Source organism: Streptomyces sp. NPDC053541 (genome assembly GCF_044544705.1).
Lineage (GTDB): Bacteria > Actinomycetota > Actinomycetes > Streptomycetales > Streptomycetaceae > Streptomyces.
Genome location: NZ_JBITXM010000013.1, coordinates 204,220 through 219,502, shown reverse-complemented (window position 1 = coordinate 219,502; position 15,283 = coordinate 204,220). Strand labels below are relative to the sequence as shown.

Below are 15,283 nucleotides of genomic sequence, written 5' to 3'. Positions count from 1 at the left end.
ACCCCGACCCTCGCCTGACCCTGACCCTGACCCTGACCCTGGCCCTGATCCGGGCGCTGGCCCTGGCCCTGCCTCCGGGCCCGCCTGATAGCGTCGGCGGACCGATCCGCTGAGCGAACGCTTAGCCCGCGCGGAAGGCGGCCGACAGCGAGCGACGGAGAGAGGGAGGCGCCATGGCCGACCGGCCCACCGATCCGTACCGGCACACCGATCCGTACGCCCATGCGTGCGCCGATCCATGTGCCGATCCGTACGCCGACCCGTACGCCGATCCGTTCGGCGTGCCGTCCGACGTGCCGCGCTCCGCTGAGGTGCGCTCCGCGCTCGCCGCGCTGACCGCCCCTGGGGCCCCCTTCGCCGTCGACGAGCACGGCGTCTACACCGGCGGCCCGCGCACGCTGCGCGAGTTCGTCGAGGCCACCTGGGGTTTCGGTGACCGGCCCTTCCTCATCTCCGACGACGGCGTCCTCGGCTACCGCGCCTTCTTCGACGCCGCCTGCGGCCTCGCCCGGCGCCTGGTCGACGTGCACGGACTGCGCCCCGGCGACCGGGCGGTCGTGGCGATGCGCAACCACCCCGAGTGGCACGTCGCCTTCTGGGCCGCCCAGCTCGCCGGACTCGTCGCCGTCCCGCTCAACGCCTGGTGGACGGCCGAGGAGTTCGCGTACGCGCTGGACGACTGCGCCCCGCGGGTGCTGCTGGTGGACGGCGAGCGGGTGCCACGGGTCGCCGACTGGGCCCGGGCCCGCGCCGTCCCCGGCATCGTCTTCCACGGCGGTCCCGAGGGGCAACCGGCCACGGCCACGCACACCGGGGGCGACCCCGAGGGCGACTCCGAGGGTGACCCCGAGGGCGACCCCCACGCGCACCCCGACCCGTACCCCGAGGGCTTCGAGCCGTACGTCCCCGACACCGACCCGCTGCTCGGGCCGCCGCCGGTCGAGGTGCTGCCCGAGCACGACGCGACGATCATCTACACCTCGGGCACCACCGGGCGCCCCAAGGGTGCCGTGGCCACCCATCTCGCGCAGGCGGGCGCGGCGATGAACCCGCGCTGGTTCGCCGCCGCCTCCGCGGTCCGCCGGGGCGGACGGCCGGGGGCCGGGCCGGTGCCGGTCTCGCTCACCACGTTCCCCTTCTTCCACGTGGCCGCGTTCACCTCCTTCTACTCGGTGATGGCGGCCGGCGGCAGCCTCGTCCTGATGCGCAAGTGGGACGCGGCGAAGGCCCTGGAGCTGATCCGGACCCACCAGGTCACCCACTACGCGGGCGTGCCCACCACCGCGCTCCAGCTGCTCGACCTCGCCGAGCGCACCGGTGACCCGCTGGCCTCCGTCACGATGATCAACACCGGGGGAGCGGCGGCCCCGCCCGAGCTCGCGGCGCGGATCACCGCCGCGTACGGGGAGCGGATCGAGCCCCGCAACGGCTACGGCCTCACCGAGACCTGCGGCGGCGTGCTGGCCAACTTCGGCGCCGAGTACCGCGCGCACCCGGACAGCGCGGGCCGGCCGGCCCCGGCCGTGCGGGTGCGGATCGACCGGCCGGACGCGGACGGCGTCGGCGAGCTGTGGCTGCGCGGCCAGTCCCTGATCCGCGGCTACTGGGGCGACGAGGAGGCCACCCGGGCCGCCTTCACCCCGGACGGCTGGTTCCGCACGGGCGACCTGGCGCGGGTGCGGGACGGGCGGGTCACGATCGTCGACCGGATCAAGGACCTGGTGATCCGGGGCGGCGAGAACGTGTACTGCGGGGAGGTCGAGGGCGTGCTGCACGCGCACCCGGACGTCGCCGAGGCGGCCGTGCTCGGCGTGCCGCACCCGCTGCTCGGCGAGGAGGTCGCCGCCGTGGTCCGGCTCCGGGCGGGCGCGTCGGCCGGCCCGGAGGAGCTGCGGGCGCACGTCGGCGCGCGCCTCGCCGCCTTCAAGGTGCCCGCGCACGTGCGCGTACGGGACGCGGAACTGCCCCGGAACGCCACGGGCAAGGTCCTCAAGCGCGAGCTGCGCGCCGAGTTCGCCGAGTTCACCGAGCTCACCGAGTTCATCAGCGGGGCGCCGGATTCGGCGGGCCTCAGGAGGAACGGGTGACCCGGATGCGGTAGCCGCCGGTCTCGGGGTCCTCGTCGAGGACGCTGATGCGGACGCCGTTGGTCCGGTCCGTGAAGGTCTCGCCGGGGCCGAAGGGAGCGTCGGAGAGTTCGGCGTGCACGTTGGGGCGCCGGGTGCAGCCGCCGCTGGAGCGGTCGCTGTCGGCGACCGTGACCGGGCCGTGCCCGGTGTCCACGTCGGTGTCCACCCGGTAGACCAGGACGCCGGTCTTGCAGACGGCCTCGTCGTTGCCCTCGCGGGTGCGCACCTCGGCCGCGTAGCCGGAGGTGCCGGAGAGCGGGACGAAGGCGAGCTTGGGTCCGCCGGTGGTGGCGAGCGGGGTGAGGGTGTACTCGAAGTCGCCGGGCCGGGAGGCGCAGCCGACCTGGTCGTTGTCGAGCCAGCCCAGCTTCCACTTGTGCCAGCCGAGCAGGTCGTTGTTGGCCCCCCAGTCCTCGGACATGATGTCCCAGTGCCCGACGGTGCCGCCGCCGTCGACGGTGTAGAGGTCGGGCAGTCCGAAGACGTGCCCGTTCTCGTGCGGCAGCACGCGGTAGCCGGTCTCGGCGTAGCTGCCGGAGCCGTCGTCCTGGCGGCTGTAGACGAAGGACGTGTTGGCGAGCGGGACGCCGTCCGCGTACGGGGCGTCGTCGTTGCCGGAGAAGGTCACGGACAGCACGGTGTCCAGGGCGGAGGGCCCGGCGTTCGGCGTGACGAGGACGTTGACCAGGTCGTAGGCGCTGAAGTCCACGCGCGGGTCGGCGGCCTTGACGATGTCCTGGACGAGGCCGCGGTAGCCCGGTTCGTACGGCGAGCCGCGTTCCACCCCGTACGAGGAGAAGGGGCGGGGCATCCGCAGCCAGTCGGGTATCGGGGTCTCGGGGGTGTAGTGGAGGCGCCCGTAGGAGCTGACCCGGAACCAGTCGGAGGTCTGCGGGAAGAACTCGCGGAAGCGGCTCATCGCGGTGCCCTGCCCGGGGGCGTCCGGGAAGTCGATCATCAGGTTGAGGGCCTTGATGTGCCCTGTGGAGCGGGCGTAACCGGGGGCCGTCGGCAGCCCCTCCGACATCTGCACACCCATCGTCGTGGCGATCCGGCACGGTCCCAGCGGTGCCTCCCCGGTGCCGGCGGCCACCGGGCCCGCCGAGGCGGGGGCCGGTCCGGGCAGGGTGGTGCTGGCCGTCGCCAGGGCGGCGATCGCGAGGGCGGCCGCCGAGGCCAGGGCGATGGGTCTGCGTATCCGTCGGCGGGTCTCCTGCATGCGGTCGCCTCTCTCCGCTCGGTGTTGCGATCAGCCTGTGGCGGGTGATCGAGGGGCGCGCGCCGGGTGGCCCGACCGGGGGATGTGACGCAGGTCACGTCGGGTGAGGGAAATAACCGGGGAACGAGTCCCCGTTTACCCCTGTGTTCGACGAAGTGGGGACTGAGTCCCCGGATCAGATGGCCACCCGAAAGCGGCCCGGCCATCCGGAGCAGGCGGGAGAGGTACGGCAGTGAGCACCAGCCCAGCGGAGACGGCACTCGCCGGCGCGCTCGCCGCGCCCGTACCCGAGGCCGCCCCGACGACCGCGGCCGACACCCGGGCGTCCGGGACCGGCACCCGGACCTCCGGGACCGGCACCCGGGCCCGCCGGATGCCCCGGCCGCGGGCGGACGCCCTGCGCAACCGGGAGCGGATCGTGACGGCGGCCCGCGAGATGTTCGTGGAGTTCGGCGCCCAGGTGCCGCTCGACGAGATAGCCCGCCGCGCGGGCGTGGGCAACGCGACGCTGTACCGCAACTTCCCGGAGCGCGCCGACCTCGTCCGCGAGGTCGTCCTCTCGCTCACCGCCCGCATCACCGAGCGGGCGTACGAGGCCGCCGAGGAGGAGAGCGACCCCTTCGCCGCGCTCCGCCGCTTCACGCACGCCGCGGCCGACGAGCGGGTCGGTGCCCTGTGCCCGATGCTCGACGGCGACTTCGACAAGGACCACCCGGACCTGCTGGCCGAGCGCTCGCGTCTGGAGGAGGCCGTGACGGGCCTCGTCGAGCGGGCGCAGGCGGCCGGCCGGATGCGGGCCGACGTCGGGGTCGGGGACCTGATGGTCGCGCTCTCGCAGCTGACCCGGCCGCTGCCGGGCACGGCCTGCATGAACATGGACCGCTTCGTCCACCGTCACCTTCAGGTGTTCCTGGACGGCCTGGAGGCGCCCGCGCGCTCCGAGCTGCCCGGTGCCGCCGCCACCCTCGAGAGCCTGAGGAGCGAGATCTGTCCGGCCCGCTGAGGTCCGCGCCCTTGATCATGACGCCGTCGCCGCGCGGCACCCCTGACTCCCCGTAAGAACGCCCGAACGTCCTTTTTCAGCCTTTTGCGCCAAGAGGTGGCTACCCCCATGTCAAAAATCGCCCAGTCCCCGCCCGTGCAGGCGGACCCGAGCCGCTGGAAGGCCCTGGTCTTCATCGCGCTCGCCCAGCTGATGGTGGTGCTCGACGCCACGATCGTGAACATCGCGCTGCCCTCCGCCCAGCAGGACCTGGGGATATCCGACGGCAACCGGCAGTGGGTCATCACGGCCTACGCCCTCGCCTTCGGCGGTCTGCTCCTCTTCGGCGGCCGGGTCGCCGACCTGTGGGGCCGCAAGCGCACCTTCGTGGTCGGCCTGATCGGCTTCGCCTTCGCCTCCGCCCTCGGTGGCGCGGCCACCGGTGAGGCGATGATGCTGGGCGCCCGTGCGCTGCAGGGTGCGTTCGGCGCGCTGCTCGCGCCCGCCGCCCTCTCGCTGCTCGCGGTGATGTTCACCGACGCCAAGGAGCGCGCCAAGGCCTTCGGCATCTACGGTGCGATCGCCGGTGGCGGTGGCGCCGTCGGCCTGATCCTCGGCGGCTTCCTCACCGAGTACCTGAACTGGCGCTGGACCTTCTTCGTCAACATCCCGTTCGCCGTCGTCGCGGCGCTCGGCGCGTACTTCGTGATCCGCGAGCCGGCCGGCGGCCGCAACCGCTCGCCGCTCGACGTCCCCGGCGTGCTGCTCTCCACCCTCGGCCTGGTCTCGCTGGTCTACGGCTTCACCCGCGCCGAGTCCGACGGCTGGACCGACCCGGTCACCCTGGGTCTGTTCGGCGCCTCGGTCGTGCTGCTCGTCGCCTTCGCGGTGGTCGAGGGCCTGGTGAAGTCCCCGCTGCTGCCGCTGCGCGTGGTCACCGACCGCAACCGCGGCGGTGTCTACCTCTCCCTCGGCCTCGCCGTCATCGCGATGTTCGGCCTGTTCCTGTTCCTGACCTACTACCTCCAGGTCGTGAAGGGGTACTCGCCGGTCAAGACGGGCTTCGCGTTCCTGCCGATGATCGCGGGCATGATCACCGGTTCCACCCAGATCGGTACGCGGCTGATGACCCGGGTCCCGCCGCGCTGGCTGATGGGCCCCGGCTTCCTGACCGCCGCCGTCGGCATGCTGCTGCTCACCCAGCTGGAGATCGGCTCCTCGTACGCCGGTCTGATCCTGCCCGCGCAGCTGCTGCTCGGCCTCGGCATGGGCACCGCCTTCATGCCGGCCATGTCGCTGGCCACCCTCGGGGTCGACCCGCGGGACGCCGGTGTGGCCTCCGCGATGGTCAACACCTCGCAGCAGGTCGGCGGCGCCATCGGCACGGCCCTCCTGAACACCATCGCCGCCTCGGCGACCACCGCGTACCTGACGGACCACGCGGCCGGCGCCACCACCCCGGCGGCCCAGAAGCTGGTCCAGCTCCAGGGCATGGTCGAGGGCTACTCGGCGGCGATCTGGTGGGCGGTCGGCATCCTGGTGGTCTCGGCGACCCTCGCGGTCACCCTGATCAACACCGGCAAGCCGGGCACCGGCGCGGTCGCCGGCTCCGGTGCGGACGCCGAGGACGAGGTGAAGATCCCCGTCGTCGCCCACTGAGGCGTGCATTGAGTCGTGCACTGAGTCGTGCACTGGGGCGTCGCCCACTGACTCGTCGTGCACTGGGTCGTCGCGCACTGAGAGGTTTCCGTGCGCGACGCGCGACACGAGACGGGGCCCGGCCACCCGATCCGGCGCATCCTGCCCTGGCTCCGCTCAGCGGAGCCAGGGCAGGTCCGCGTTCGGGTCCGAGGGCTGCAGGCCCTCGGCGAGGGTGCGCATGATCCCGCCCAGCTGCTCGACCTGCTCGGGCGAGAGGCGGTCGAAGAGGGCCTGCCGCACGGCGTCGACGTGCCCGGGCGCGGTGCGGCGCAGCACCTCGTACCCCTCGTCGGTCAGCGCCGCGAACTGGCCGCGCTTGTCGGAGGGGCAGTCCTCGCGGCTCACCCAGCCGTTCTTCTCCAGGCGCGCGACGGCGTGCGAGAGCCGCGAGCGGGTGATCTTGGCGTTCTTGGCCAGCTCGGTCATCCGCATCCGGCGCCGGGGTGCCTGGGAGAGCTGGACGAGCAGCCCGTAGTAGACGTGGGGCATCCCGGCGTCGCGCTGCAGCTGGCGGTCGAGATGGTCCTCCAGGAGGGTGGTGGCGTGGAGGTAGGAGCGCCAGACGCGCTGCTCCTCGTCGCTGAGCCAGCGGGGTTCGGTCATGGATCCATGGTACGGGCAGTTCTTGAAAGTTGAACTAGATCGGGTCTAAGCTGTGCCCGACAGTCAAGCTTGAAACTTCAAGCATTCATGGAGCGCGTGCGGGGAACGCATGCGCGGTGCGCGGTAAGGAGGCGGACGCCATGAGCGACGCCACGCTGGAACGAACCCCGGCCGGGCGCATGCCCGCCCTCTACCTCTCGCACGGCGCGCCGCCGCTGGCCGACGACCCCGTCTGGCCCGGCGAGCTCGCCGCCTGGTCCGCCGGCCTGCCCCGCCCCACGGCGATCCTCATGGTCTCCGCGCACTGGGAGGAGGCCCCGCTCGCCCTCGGCGCCACCGAGACGGTGCCCCTCGTCTACGACTTCTGGGGCTTCCCCGAGCACTACTACCAGGTGCGGTACGCGGCCCCCGGCGCCCCCGCGCTCGCCGAGGCCGTCCGCAAGCTGCTGCGCGCGCCCGGCACGCCCGTGCAGGACATCCCCGACCGCGGCCTCGACCACGGGGCGTACGTGCCGCTCGTCGAGATGTACCCCGACGCCGACATCCCCGTCCTCCAGATCTCCATGCCCACGCTCGACCCGCGCCGGCTCATGGAGATCGGCCGCAGGCTCGCCCCGCTGCGCGACGAGGGCGTGCTGATCGTCGGCAGCGGCTTCTTCACCCACAACCTCGCCGCCCTGCGCCACACCGGCCCGGGCGTGCCCGGCTGGTCCGCCGAGTTCGACGCGTGGGGCCGCGAGGCGCTGGCCGCGCGGGACGTCGACGCCCTGCTCGACTTCGAGCACAAGTCCCCGGCCGGCCGCCTCGCCCACCCGCGCACCGAGCACTTCGCCCCGCTCTTCGTCACCATGGGCGCGGCGGACGCGGCCGGTGACCTGGACGAGGAGCGCAGCGTCATCGACGGCTTCTGGATGGGGCTCGCCAAGCGCTCGGTGCAGTTCGGCTGACGCGCCGGTGCCCGCCGAAGGGCCGCGCGCAACCAGCAGGCGGTGCGGGGCGTCTTCGGGGTGGGAGCGGAGCCGAAGGAGCCGCTGCTCCCGGGTGAGGGATTCGGGGCCGAACGTGACGCCCGTCTCACGCATGGAGGGGTGACAGAGGGCGAGCAGGGCGCCCGGATCGCCCCCTTCGCCCGCTCTGACCTGCACCTCCGTGGGTCACGGCGACCGGCCCGCCGCTCCCGCGTGCACGTAGGGGCGGCGCAGGATACTGCATGATCGCGAAAATCCATGTGCCGGGTGGGAATTCTGTCCTGATTCCAGTCGTTGTTTCCGTCGGATGCAGGGCACCCGCGAGGGTGTCGCGACCTACTCAGCAAGGGAGCACGCATGGCAACCCGTGCCGTCGCCCGTCGTCAGTCCTCCGCCGCGAGCGGAGAGGGCCGGGCAAGCAGCGTTCGCGCCGTGGGCGGGGAGATCGCCGACCGCGACCTGGTCGGCATGTACCTCGACGAGATCGCGCGCACCCCCCTGCTCGACGCCGCCAAGGAGGTCGAGCTCTCCCAGACGATCGAGGCGGGCGTCTACGCCCGGCAGATCCTCGACGGAGAGATCGAGACGGAGACGGAGGCGACCCGCGAGGAGCTCGAGGCACTGGTCGCCGAGGGCGAGCGGGCGAAGGACCTGTTCATCAAGTCCAACCTGCGGCTCGTCGTCGCCGTGGCCCGACGCTATCCGCGCAGCGGACTCCCGCTGCTCGACCTGATCCAGGAGGGGAACGCGGGCCTGGTCCGCGCGGTCGAGAAGTTCGACTACGCGAAGGGCTTCAAGTTCTCCACGTACGCGACGTGGTGGATCCGCCAGGCCATCACCCGCTCCATAGCCGACCAGTCCCGCACCATCCGGCTCCCCGTCCACCTGGTGGAGGAGCTGGGCCGCATCCGCCGGGTCCAGCGCGAGTTCAACCGCGAGAACGGCCGCGAGCCGGAGCCCGCGGAGATCGCCACCGAGCTGGGCTCCACCCCGGAGCGGGTCACGGACGTCCTCGACTGGGCCCGCGACCCGGTCTCGCTCAACATGTCCGTGGACGACGAGGGCGAGACCCAGTTCGGCGACCTCCTGGAGGACACCTCGGCGATCTCGCCCGAGCAGTCCGTGCTCACGCTGCTGCGCAGTGAGGAGCTCGACGACCTGATCGACAAGCTGGACCACCGCACGGCCTCGATCATCCGCATGCGGTACGGCATCGAGGACGGGCGCGAGCGCACCCTCACCGAGGTCGGCAAGGAGCACGGCCTCACCCGCGAGCGCATCCGCCAGATCGAGAAGCACGCGCTCCTGGAGTTGAAGAAGATGGCCCGCGACACCGGCTTCGACGCGGTGGCGTAGGAGGGCCGGACGGGAGCCGGCACCCGGGCACGTCCGGGGGACCGGCGCCCCCAGGTACGGGCCGTGAGACCGGGCCCGGGGCTGCCCCCGGGCCGGCCCGCACGTACGGCGCGCGTGCGGCCCCTTGCTCAGGCAGGCCGCGTCGCCGCCGCCAGCCGCACCGACAGGTCCCGCATGTAGGCGATCAGCGGCTCCGGCGCGTGCACGGTGAAGTCGACGTCCATGAGCGCCAGGCGCAGCGCCAGCCACTCCACCGAGTCCGCCACCCGGGCCCGCAGCCGGCAGTGGTCCGGCCCCTCGGCGACCGGCACCAGGTGCCCGGGCAGCCGGGCGACCACGAACTCGGCGGGCGCCGCGAATTCGACGTCCAGGTCCACCTCGCCCTGCGCCCGCGCCATCGACCGCGTCATGAACGCCGCCGCGTCCCCGGCCGGGAGCTCGCGCGGCGCGAACCGGGCCCCCGTCGGGAACGGCTCGGTGACCCGGTCCACCCGGAAGGTGCGCCAGTCCTCCCGCCCCAGGTCGTAGGCGACGAGGTACCAGCGGCGCCCCGTCGACACCAGCCGGTACGGCTCCACGAGCCGCCGGCTCTCCGCGCCGTCCCCCGCCCGGTAGCCGAAGCGCAGCTTCTCGTGGCCCGTCACCGCACCCGCCAGCGCGGTCAGGGTCTGCGGCGCGACGGTGGCGCCGTCCCCGCGGGTGAGCGGGATCGTCGCGTTCTGGAGCGTCGAGACCCGGTGACGCAGCCGCGAGGGCAGCACCTGCTCCAGCTTGGCCAGGGCCCGTACGGAGGCCTCCTCGACGCCCTCGATGGCGTGCCCCGCCCCGGCCCGCAGCCCCACCGCGATGGCCACGGCCTCCTCGTCGTCGAGCAGCAGCGGCGGCATCGCCGAGCCCGCCCCCAGGCGGTAGCCGCCCACCGCGCCCTTGCTCGCCTCGACCGGATAGCCCAGGTCGCGCAGCCGGTCGATGTCCCTGCGGATCGTGCGCGGCGAGACCGAGAGCCGCTCGGCCAGCTCGCTGCCCGGCCACTCGCGCGGGGTCTGGAGGAGCGACAGCAGATTCAGGAGTCGTGCCGGTGTGTCCGTCATGAGATCCAGGATGCGCGCCAACTAGGACATGACCTGACCTATATGGCTTCTAGTTTCCTCGTATGAGTTCACACGACGCCGCCCCCGCGGCCGCTTCCGACGCGGCCGTCGCCGACCCCGCCACCGGGGACAAGAGACGCTGGATCGCCCTCGCGATCGTCATGACCGCCGCCTTCATGGACCTGGTCGACGCCACGATCGTGAACATCGCGATCCCCAGCATCGAGCGGGACCTCGGCGCCTCCTTCGGCGCCATCCAGTGGATCACCGCCGGCTACGCACTGGCCTTCGCCGCCGGTCTGATCACCGGCGGCCGGCTGGGCGACATCCACGGCCGCAAGCGCCTGTTCCTCGTCGGCACCGCCGGCTTCACCCTCGCCTCCGCGCTGTGCGGCTTCGCCGCCAACCAGGAGATGCTGGTCGGCTCCCGGCTGCTGCAGGGCGCGGCGGCGGCGATGATGGTGCCGCAGGTGCTGTCGATCGTGCACGTCACCTTCCCGGCACACGAGCGCGGCAAGGTCTTCGGCCTGTTCGGCGCGATCATCGGCCTCGGCGCGGTCTCCGGCCCGCTGCTCGGCGCGCTGCTCACCCAGTGGAACATCGCGGGCCTGGAGTGGCGCCCGATCTTCCTCATCAACCTGCCGGTCGGCATCGCCGCCCTGATCCTCGGCCGCCGCTTCATCATCGAGTCCAAGGCGCCCAAGGCGCTGCGGCTCGACATGGTCGGCGTGCTCCTGGTGACGGCCGCGCTGCTCATGCTGATCTACCCGCTGACCCGCGGCCGCGAGCTCGGCTGGCCGCTGTGGGGCCACCTGATGATGGCCGGCAGCGTCCTGGTCTTCGGCGCCCTCGTCGCGTACGAGAAGCACAAGACCCGGAAGGACGGCTCGCCGCTCGTCGAGCTGTCCCTGTTCCAGGTGAAGTCCTTCGCGGCCGGCATCGCCGTCCAGCTCACCTTCGGCGTCGTGATGGGCATCTTCTTCCTGGTCTGGACGCTCTACATGCAGATCGGCCTCGGCTGGAGCCCGCTCAAGGCCGGCCTGACCGGTGTGCCGTTCTCCATCGCCGTGTCCACCGCGGCCGGCCTCTCCGTCCAGCAGCTCGTGCCGCGCTTCGGCCGCAAGGTGCTCCAGGCGGGCGCGCTGACCATGGGCGCGGGCATCCTGCTCTACTTCGTCCTCGCCGGCCGCTACGGCACCGACATCCACCCCTGGCAGATGATCGCGGCCCTGGTCGTCATGGGCCTCGGCATGGGCCTCATCGTGGCCCCGCTGACCGACGCGGTGCTCTCCGAGGTGCCGCGCGAGCACGCCGGCTCCGCCTCCGGGCTGATCAACACCACCGGCCAGATGGGCAACGCGCTCGGCCTCGGCCTGGTGTCCGTGGTGTTCTTCGGGACCATCGACGAGGAGCGGCTGAAGGCCTTCCCGCAGGAGACCGGCAAGGCCTTCACGGAGGCCTTCCAGAACTCGCTGGGCTGGGCGGCCGTGGTGCTCGCCGGCATCTTCCTGGTGATGTTCGCCCTCCCGGCCAAGCCCCAGCAGCACCTGGAGGGCGGTGACGCCGGCGACACCGGAGCCACCCCGGACGCCCCGCCGGCGAAGGAGCCCGAGCTGGTCTCCTGACCGAAGGCGACCGTCGGAGGACTCTGAGCGGCACGAGCAGTACGAGCAGTACGAAGTGGTACGAGAAGGGGCGGCGCGCACCGGGAGGGCGCGCCGCCCCTCGCGTCATGCGACCGGGACCCTTGCCCGGCAACGGTCCCTGGGCCGGCCTCGGCCGGGCGTCAGCGGACCCGGCTGCGGCGGCTGCGCGACTCCATCGCCGCGCGGGCGGCGGCCTCCTCCTCGTACACCTCGCACATGTGGCGCCCGTCGGGGGTCGCCGTGTGCTCGACCTCCCACAGGCTCAGCTCGGTGCCGTCGACCAGCAGGAACTGGTGCTCGTAGAGGGTGAAGCCGGCGTCCCGGCCGCCCTCGACGGGGCACTGGCGCCCGAGCGCCTGCGTGATGTGGTGCGCGAAGGCGAGACGCAGCCGGCGTGCCGTGGCCTCGCCGGGCCGGTCCGCGTTCTCCGCGCGGCGCAGCACCCGGCGCGCGTGGTCCGCGGAGTTGTCCGGCACGTACACGCGCGGCTGCGCCGGTATCGGCCGGGCGAGGAGGGCGCTCAGGATCTCCAGGTCGTCGTCCTCGTCGGCGGGCGTGCCGTCGGCGCGCTCCACGGTCCAGCCCAGCGCGGGCCCGGCCGGCAGCCGCGAGGCGGCGAGCCGCGCCTCGGCCTCCTCCACGTACAGCTCGTGCTGGTCGGAGCCGTCCCGGCCCGAGTTGTGCACCAGCTCCCACAGGCTGGGCGCCGTGCCGTCGGGGAGCAGATAGGTGTGGCGGTAGGTGGTGCGGTGCAGCGACGCGCTGTGGTGCGAGGAGTAGAGCGCGGTGGAGTGCGCGAGGGCCGACTCCAGGCGCTCGACCAGGGAGTCGGGCAGATCGAAGGAGTTGAGCGCCCGGCCGAGGAGTCGCTCAAGATGGGTCTCGGTCGTCTCGTACGGATCGTGTGACTGATCCTGCGGATCGTTCAAGAGGGTCTCCAGGCCGTCGCCGCATGTCACTTGCTGCTTGCTAAACGTAGTCCCTGGGTCTGACATCGTGTCCGGCGTTCGGGAAAACGAACGGGGGCGCACATCGAGTTCCCGCGCCCCCCGCGCATATTTCTCAACTTCCTTTGGTATACCGGCAGTCGGCGCCTGGGGCTAGTCGCCCGGCGTGCCGCCGTACAGCTCCCGATAGGCCGGGAAGTCCCCACCAGGCCCGTAGGCCCCGGAAGTGGGCGCGAGCACCGCCTGCACGATGGCCCGCGTGACGGTGTCCGCGCCCGCCGCGAGGATCTCGTTGAGCGCCAGCGGCCCCGGCGCGGAGGGAAGTTCGCGCGCCCCCGTGGAGAGGGCGAAGACCGTGTCGCCGTCGTTCAGGAGATGCACCGGACGGACGGCGCGCGCGATGCCGTCGTGCGCGGTCCCCGCGAGCTTGTGCGCCTGCGCCCGCGTCAGCACCGCGTCCGTCGCCACCACCGCGAGCGTGGTGTTGAGCGGCGGCGGCGCGTGCTTCGCCCGCGCCTCGGCGAGCCGCCGCCGGGCCGCCTCGTGCACCGCCGGCTCCGGGTGCACCGGGCGCCCGCCCGCGAAATAGGCCCCGTACGGCACACCCGTCTCCGGGTCCACCGCCGAACCGACCGCGTTGACCACCACCAGGGCGCCCACCGTGATCCCCGACCCCAGGACGGTGCTCGCCGTCCCCACCCCGCCCTTCAGGCCGCCGACGACCGCCCCGGTCCCGGCGCCCACCGCGCCCGTCGCCACGCGCGCGTGCGGCCCGTTCGCCTCCGCCGCGGCCACCGCCGCCCGCCCCGTCGCCGCGTCCGGCCGGGCCGCGAAGTCCCCGCCCCGGCCGAGGTCGAAGACACAGGCGGCGGGCACCACCGGCACCACGTGCGCCGGCTCCGGCCCCACCCGCACGCCGCGCCCGCGCTCCTCCAGCCAGGCCATCACCCCGCCCGCCGAGTCGAGCCCGTACGCGCTGCCGCCGGTCAGCACCACGGCGTCGATCCGCTGCACCACGTTGCGCGGATCCAGCGCGTCCGTCTCCCGCGTGCCCGGCCCGCCGCCCCGCACGTCCACCGCGGCCACCATGCCGCCCTCCGGCGCGAGCACGACCGTCGTCCCGGACAGCGCTCCCGCCCCCGCCACGCGTGCGTGGCCGACCCGCAGGCCGGCCACGTCGGTGAGGGCGTCGAGCGGTCCCCTTCGCTGCTGCTCCGTGTGCTGCTCCTCCGTCATGCGTCCTGGGTAGCACGGAAGGCGGCGACTGGGGAGGAGCGGGCGGGCGCGCGACCGGTCAGGTGCGGCACCGGTCAGGTGCGGGACCGGTCGGGGCGGCGCGGGCGGGTGGCCGGATTGGTCGCGGTCAGGGTCACGCCCACCGCCACCGTCGCGGCGGCCACCAGGCCGGCCGCGAGCACCGCCCAGTGCCCGGCGAAGGAGCACATGAGGATCGCCAGGGACGCCACCGGCAGCACGGCCTGCTGGGCGAGCCCGACCTTGAAGTAGCGGGCGTGCAGCAGCCACACGCACATCAGGAAGACGGCGGTCGGGATGGTCACGGCGGAGGCCGCGGCGAGGGTGGTGATGTGCGCCTTCCCGACCGCCTGCTCGACCGCGATCTCGATGCCCGCGCCGATCGCGGCGGCCGAGGCGAAGATCAGGTAGTGGCCGTAGCCCCAGAGGAAGCCCTGCCGGTTGGAGGACAGGCGGTCGTGGGCGGGCACGACGAAGTAGATCCACCAGGCCGCGAAGACGATCAGGAGCCCGCCCGCGGCGATCGGCAGCACCTCGCCGAGTGCGTCGTTCTCGGTGACGCCCGACTTCACGGCGACCGTAGCCGCCGCGATCGTCTCGCCGAGCACGATGATGGTGAAGAGCCCGTAGCGCTCCGCGATGTGGTGCGGGTGCCACTGCGTGGTGACGTCCTTCTCCGCGTACACCGGCACCGCCATCTCGGCCAGCGCCATCACCAGGAACACGTAGGGTCGCGCGTCCTCCGGCGCGAAGAGCAGCGCCAGCCACCCGATCTGGCAGGCCACCACCCCGGCGGCGTAACGGCGGCACATCGTCCGCTCGGCGGCGTCGGCTGCGTGGTGCGCGGCGCGCAGCCACTGGGAGGAGAGCGCGAGCCGCATCACGACGTAACCGACGTAGACGACCAGGAAGTCGTGCTCCTCGAAGGCCCGCGAGACACCGGCGGCCAGGATCAGCACGCCGGCGATCTGGACCAGGGTGACCACCCGGTAGAGCGCGTCGTCGTTGTCGTACGCCGAGGCGAACCACGTGAAGTTCATCCAGGCCCACCACACGGCCCAGAAGACCATGGCGTAGTTCAGGATCCCGGTCCCGGAGTGCCCCTCCGCGACGGCGTGCACGAGCTCGGCGCCGGCCTGGGCGACGGCCACGACGAAACAGAGGTCGAAGAACAACTCGAGGGGCGTCGCCGCCCGGTGCGCCTCGTCGCGCGAACGTGCGGTGAGTGGCAGAAGAGGTTGCGTCATGCACGACAGAACAGCACGCGCGCCCGATCCGGGCCCGCCGCGACACCGTGGCGGAGGTCTTCCGGCCCCGGACCGCCCGCCGCCCGACGAGCCGACGCGCCCTCACCCACTCGTGTCACAAAGCGCGCACATGTACCCAT

Annotated in this window: 12 protein-coding genes; 6 read left to right on the top strand and 6 right to left on the bottom strand. The window is 72.9% G+C overall.

Features of this window, described 5'->3' with window-relative positions:
* Window positions 1–173 precede the first annotated feature (173 nt).
* Window positions 174–2,087: a class I adenylate-forming enzyme family protein gene (locus ACIGW2_RS31605; RefSeq protein WP_399847443.1), complete on the top strand. Its 1,914-nt coding sequence runs from the start codon at window positions 174–176 to the stop codon at window positions 2,085–2,087.
* On the opposite strand, the gene ACIGW2_RS31600 is transcribed toward ACIGW2_RS31605, so the two are convergent.
* Entirely contained in the window at window positions 2,071–3,348 is a 1,278-nt protein-coding gene (locus ACIGW2_RS31600; RefSeq protein ID WP_399847442.1) for a M6 family metalloprotease domain-containing protein, read from the bottom strand. The two genes, ACIGW2_RS31605 and ACIGW2_RS31600, sit on opposite strands and share 17 nt — an antisense overlap.
* A 373-nt stretch (window positions 3,349–3,721) precedes the next feature.
* Here ACIGW2_RS31600 and ACIGW2_RS31595 point away from each other — a divergent pair, with 373 nt between their 5' ends.
* Together ACIGW2_RS31595 and ACIGW2_RS31590 are read left to right on the top strand one after the other, a co-directional pair.
* Window positions 3,722–4,351, top strand: a complete 630-nt coding sequence (locus tag ACIGW2_RS31595) for a helix-turn-helix domain-containing protein (RefSeq protein ID WP_356064395.1) — start codon at window positions 3,722–3,724, stop codon at window positions 4,349–4,351.
* Window positions 4,352–4,459: 108 nt separating this feature from the next.
* Window positions 4,460–5,989, top strand: a complete 1,530-nt coding sequence (locus ACIGW2_RS31590) for an MFS transporter (RefSeq protein WP_361585946.1) — start codon at window positions 4,460–4,462, stop codon at window positions 5,987–5,989.
* A 156-nt stretch (window positions 5,990–6,145) separates the two neighbouring features.
* Here the strand turns inward: ACIGW2_RS31590 and ACIGW2_RS31585 are convergent, their stop codons facing one another.
* Window positions 6,146–6,634 (bottom strand): MarR family winged helix-turn-helix transcriptional regulator, encoded by a 489-nt coding sequence (locus tag ACIGW2_RS31585; RefSeq protein WP_391654738.1) that lies wholly within the window; start codon window positions 6,632–6,634, stop codon window positions 6,146–6,148.
* Between the two features lie 140 nt (window positions 6,635–6,774).
* Here ACIGW2_RS31585 and ACIGW2_RS31580 point away from each other — a divergent pair, with 140 nt between their 5' ends.
* Complete coding sequence (locus ACIGW2_RS31580; RefSeq protein ID WP_391654737.1) at window positions 6,775–7,581, top strand: dioxygenase; 807 nt, start codon at window positions 6,775–6,777, stop codon at window positions 7,579–7,581.
* A 378-nt stretch (window positions 7,582–7,959) separates the two neighbouring features.
* Entirely contained in the window at window positions 7,960–8,958 is a 999-nt protein-coding gene (locus ACIGW2_RS31575; RefSeq protein ID WP_361585937.1) for a sigma-70 family RNA polymerase sigma factor, read from the top strand.
* 128 nt (window positions 8,959–9,086) lie between these two features.
* Here the strand turns inward: ACIGW2_RS31575 and ACIGW2_RS31570 are convergent, their stop codons facing one another.
* A complete protein-coding gene (locus tag ACIGW2_RS31570; RefSeq protein WP_399847438.1) occupies window positions 9,087–10,049 on the bottom strand; it encodes a helix-turn-helix transcriptional regulator in 963 nt (320 codons plus the stop codon).
* Between the two features lie 62 nt (window positions 10,050–10,111).
* Here ACIGW2_RS31570 and ACIGW2_RS31565 point away from each other — a divergent pair, with 62 nt between their 5' ends.
* The gene (locus ACIGW2_RS31565; RefSeq protein WP_399847436.1) at window positions 10,112–11,674 is read left to right on the top strand and encodes an MFS transporter; all 1,563 of its coding nucleotides are present in this window, start codon (window positions 10,112–10,114) and stop codon (window positions 11,672–11,674) included.
* A gap of 161 nt (window positions 11,675–11,835) precedes the next feature.
* Here the strand turns inward: ACIGW2_RS31565 and ACIGW2_RS31560 are convergent, their stop codons facing one another.
* The 3 genes from ACIGW2_RS31560 to ACIGW2_RS31550 form a co-directional block, all read right to left on the bottom strand.
* A complete protein-coding gene (locus ACIGW2_RS31560; RefSeq protein WP_391654734.1) occupies window positions 11,836–12,624 on the bottom strand; it encodes a DUF6227 family protein in 789 nt (262 codons plus the stop codon).
* A gap of 171 nt (window positions 12,625–12,795) precedes the next feature.
* Window positions 12,796–13,878 (bottom strand): P1 family peptidase, encoded by a 1,083-nt coding sequence (locus tag ACIGW2_RS31555; protein ID WP_399847435.1) that lies wholly within the window; start codon window positions 13,876–13,878, stop codon window positions 12,796–12,798.
* Window positions 13,879–13,952: 74 nt separating this feature from the next.
* The gene (locus ACIGW2_RS31550; RefSeq protein WP_391654732.1) at window positions 13,953–15,143 is read right to left on the bottom strand and encodes a low temperature requirement protein A; all 1,191 of its coding nucleotides are present in this window, start codon (window positions 15,141–15,143) and stop codon (window positions 13,953–13,955) included.
* Window positions 15,144–15,283: the final 140 nt, after the last annotated feature.

Bases quoted from the DNA above. Each gene is read 5' to 3' on its own strand.
- ACIGW2_RS31585 (WP_391654738.1), bottom strand. From the start codon at position 6,634: ATGACCGAACCCCGCTGGCTCAGCGACGAGGAGCAGCGCGTCTGGCGC.
- ACIGW2_RS31575 (WP_361585937.1), top strand. From the start codon at position 7,960: ATGGCAACCCGTGCCGTCGCCCGTCGTCAGTCCTCCGCCGCGAGCGGA.
- ACIGW2_RS31580 (WP_391654737.1), top strand. From the start codon at position 6,775: ATGAGCGACGCCACGCTGGAACGAACCCCGGCCGGGCGCATGCCCGCC.
- ACIGW2_RS31565 (WP_399847436.1), top strand. From the start codon at position 10,112: ATGAGTTCACACGACGCCGCCCCCGCGGCCGCTTCCGACGCGGCCGTC.
- ACIGW2_RS31595 (WP_356064395.1), top strand. From the start codon at position 3,722: ATGCCCCGGCCGCGGGCGGACGCCCTGCGCAACCGGGAGCGGATCGTG.
- ACIGW2_RS31590 (WP_361585946.1), top strand. From the start codon at position 4,460: ATGTCAAAAATCGCCCAGTCCCCGCCCGTGCAGGCGGACCCGAGCCGC.
- ACIGW2_RS31570 (WP_399847438.1), bottom strand. From the start codon at position 10,049: ATGACGGACACACCGGCACGACTCCTGAATCTGCTGTCGCTCCTCCAG.
- ACIGW2_RS31605 (WP_399847443.1), top strand. From the start codon at position 174: ATGGCCGACCGGCCCACCGATCCGTACCGGCACACCGATCCGTACGCC.
- ACIGW2_RS31600 (WP_399847442.1), bottom strand. From the start codon at position 3,348: ATGCAGGAGACCCGCCGACGGATACGCAGACCCATCGCCCTGGCCTCG.
- ACIGW2_RS31555 (WP_399847435.1), bottom strand. From the start codon at position 13,878: ATGACGGAGGAGCAGCACACGGAGCAGCAGCGAAGGGGACCGCTCGAC.
- ACIGW2_RS31550 (WP_391654732.1), bottom strand. From the start codon at position 15,143: ATGACGCAACCTCTTCTGCCACTCACCGCACGTTCGCGCGACGAGGCG.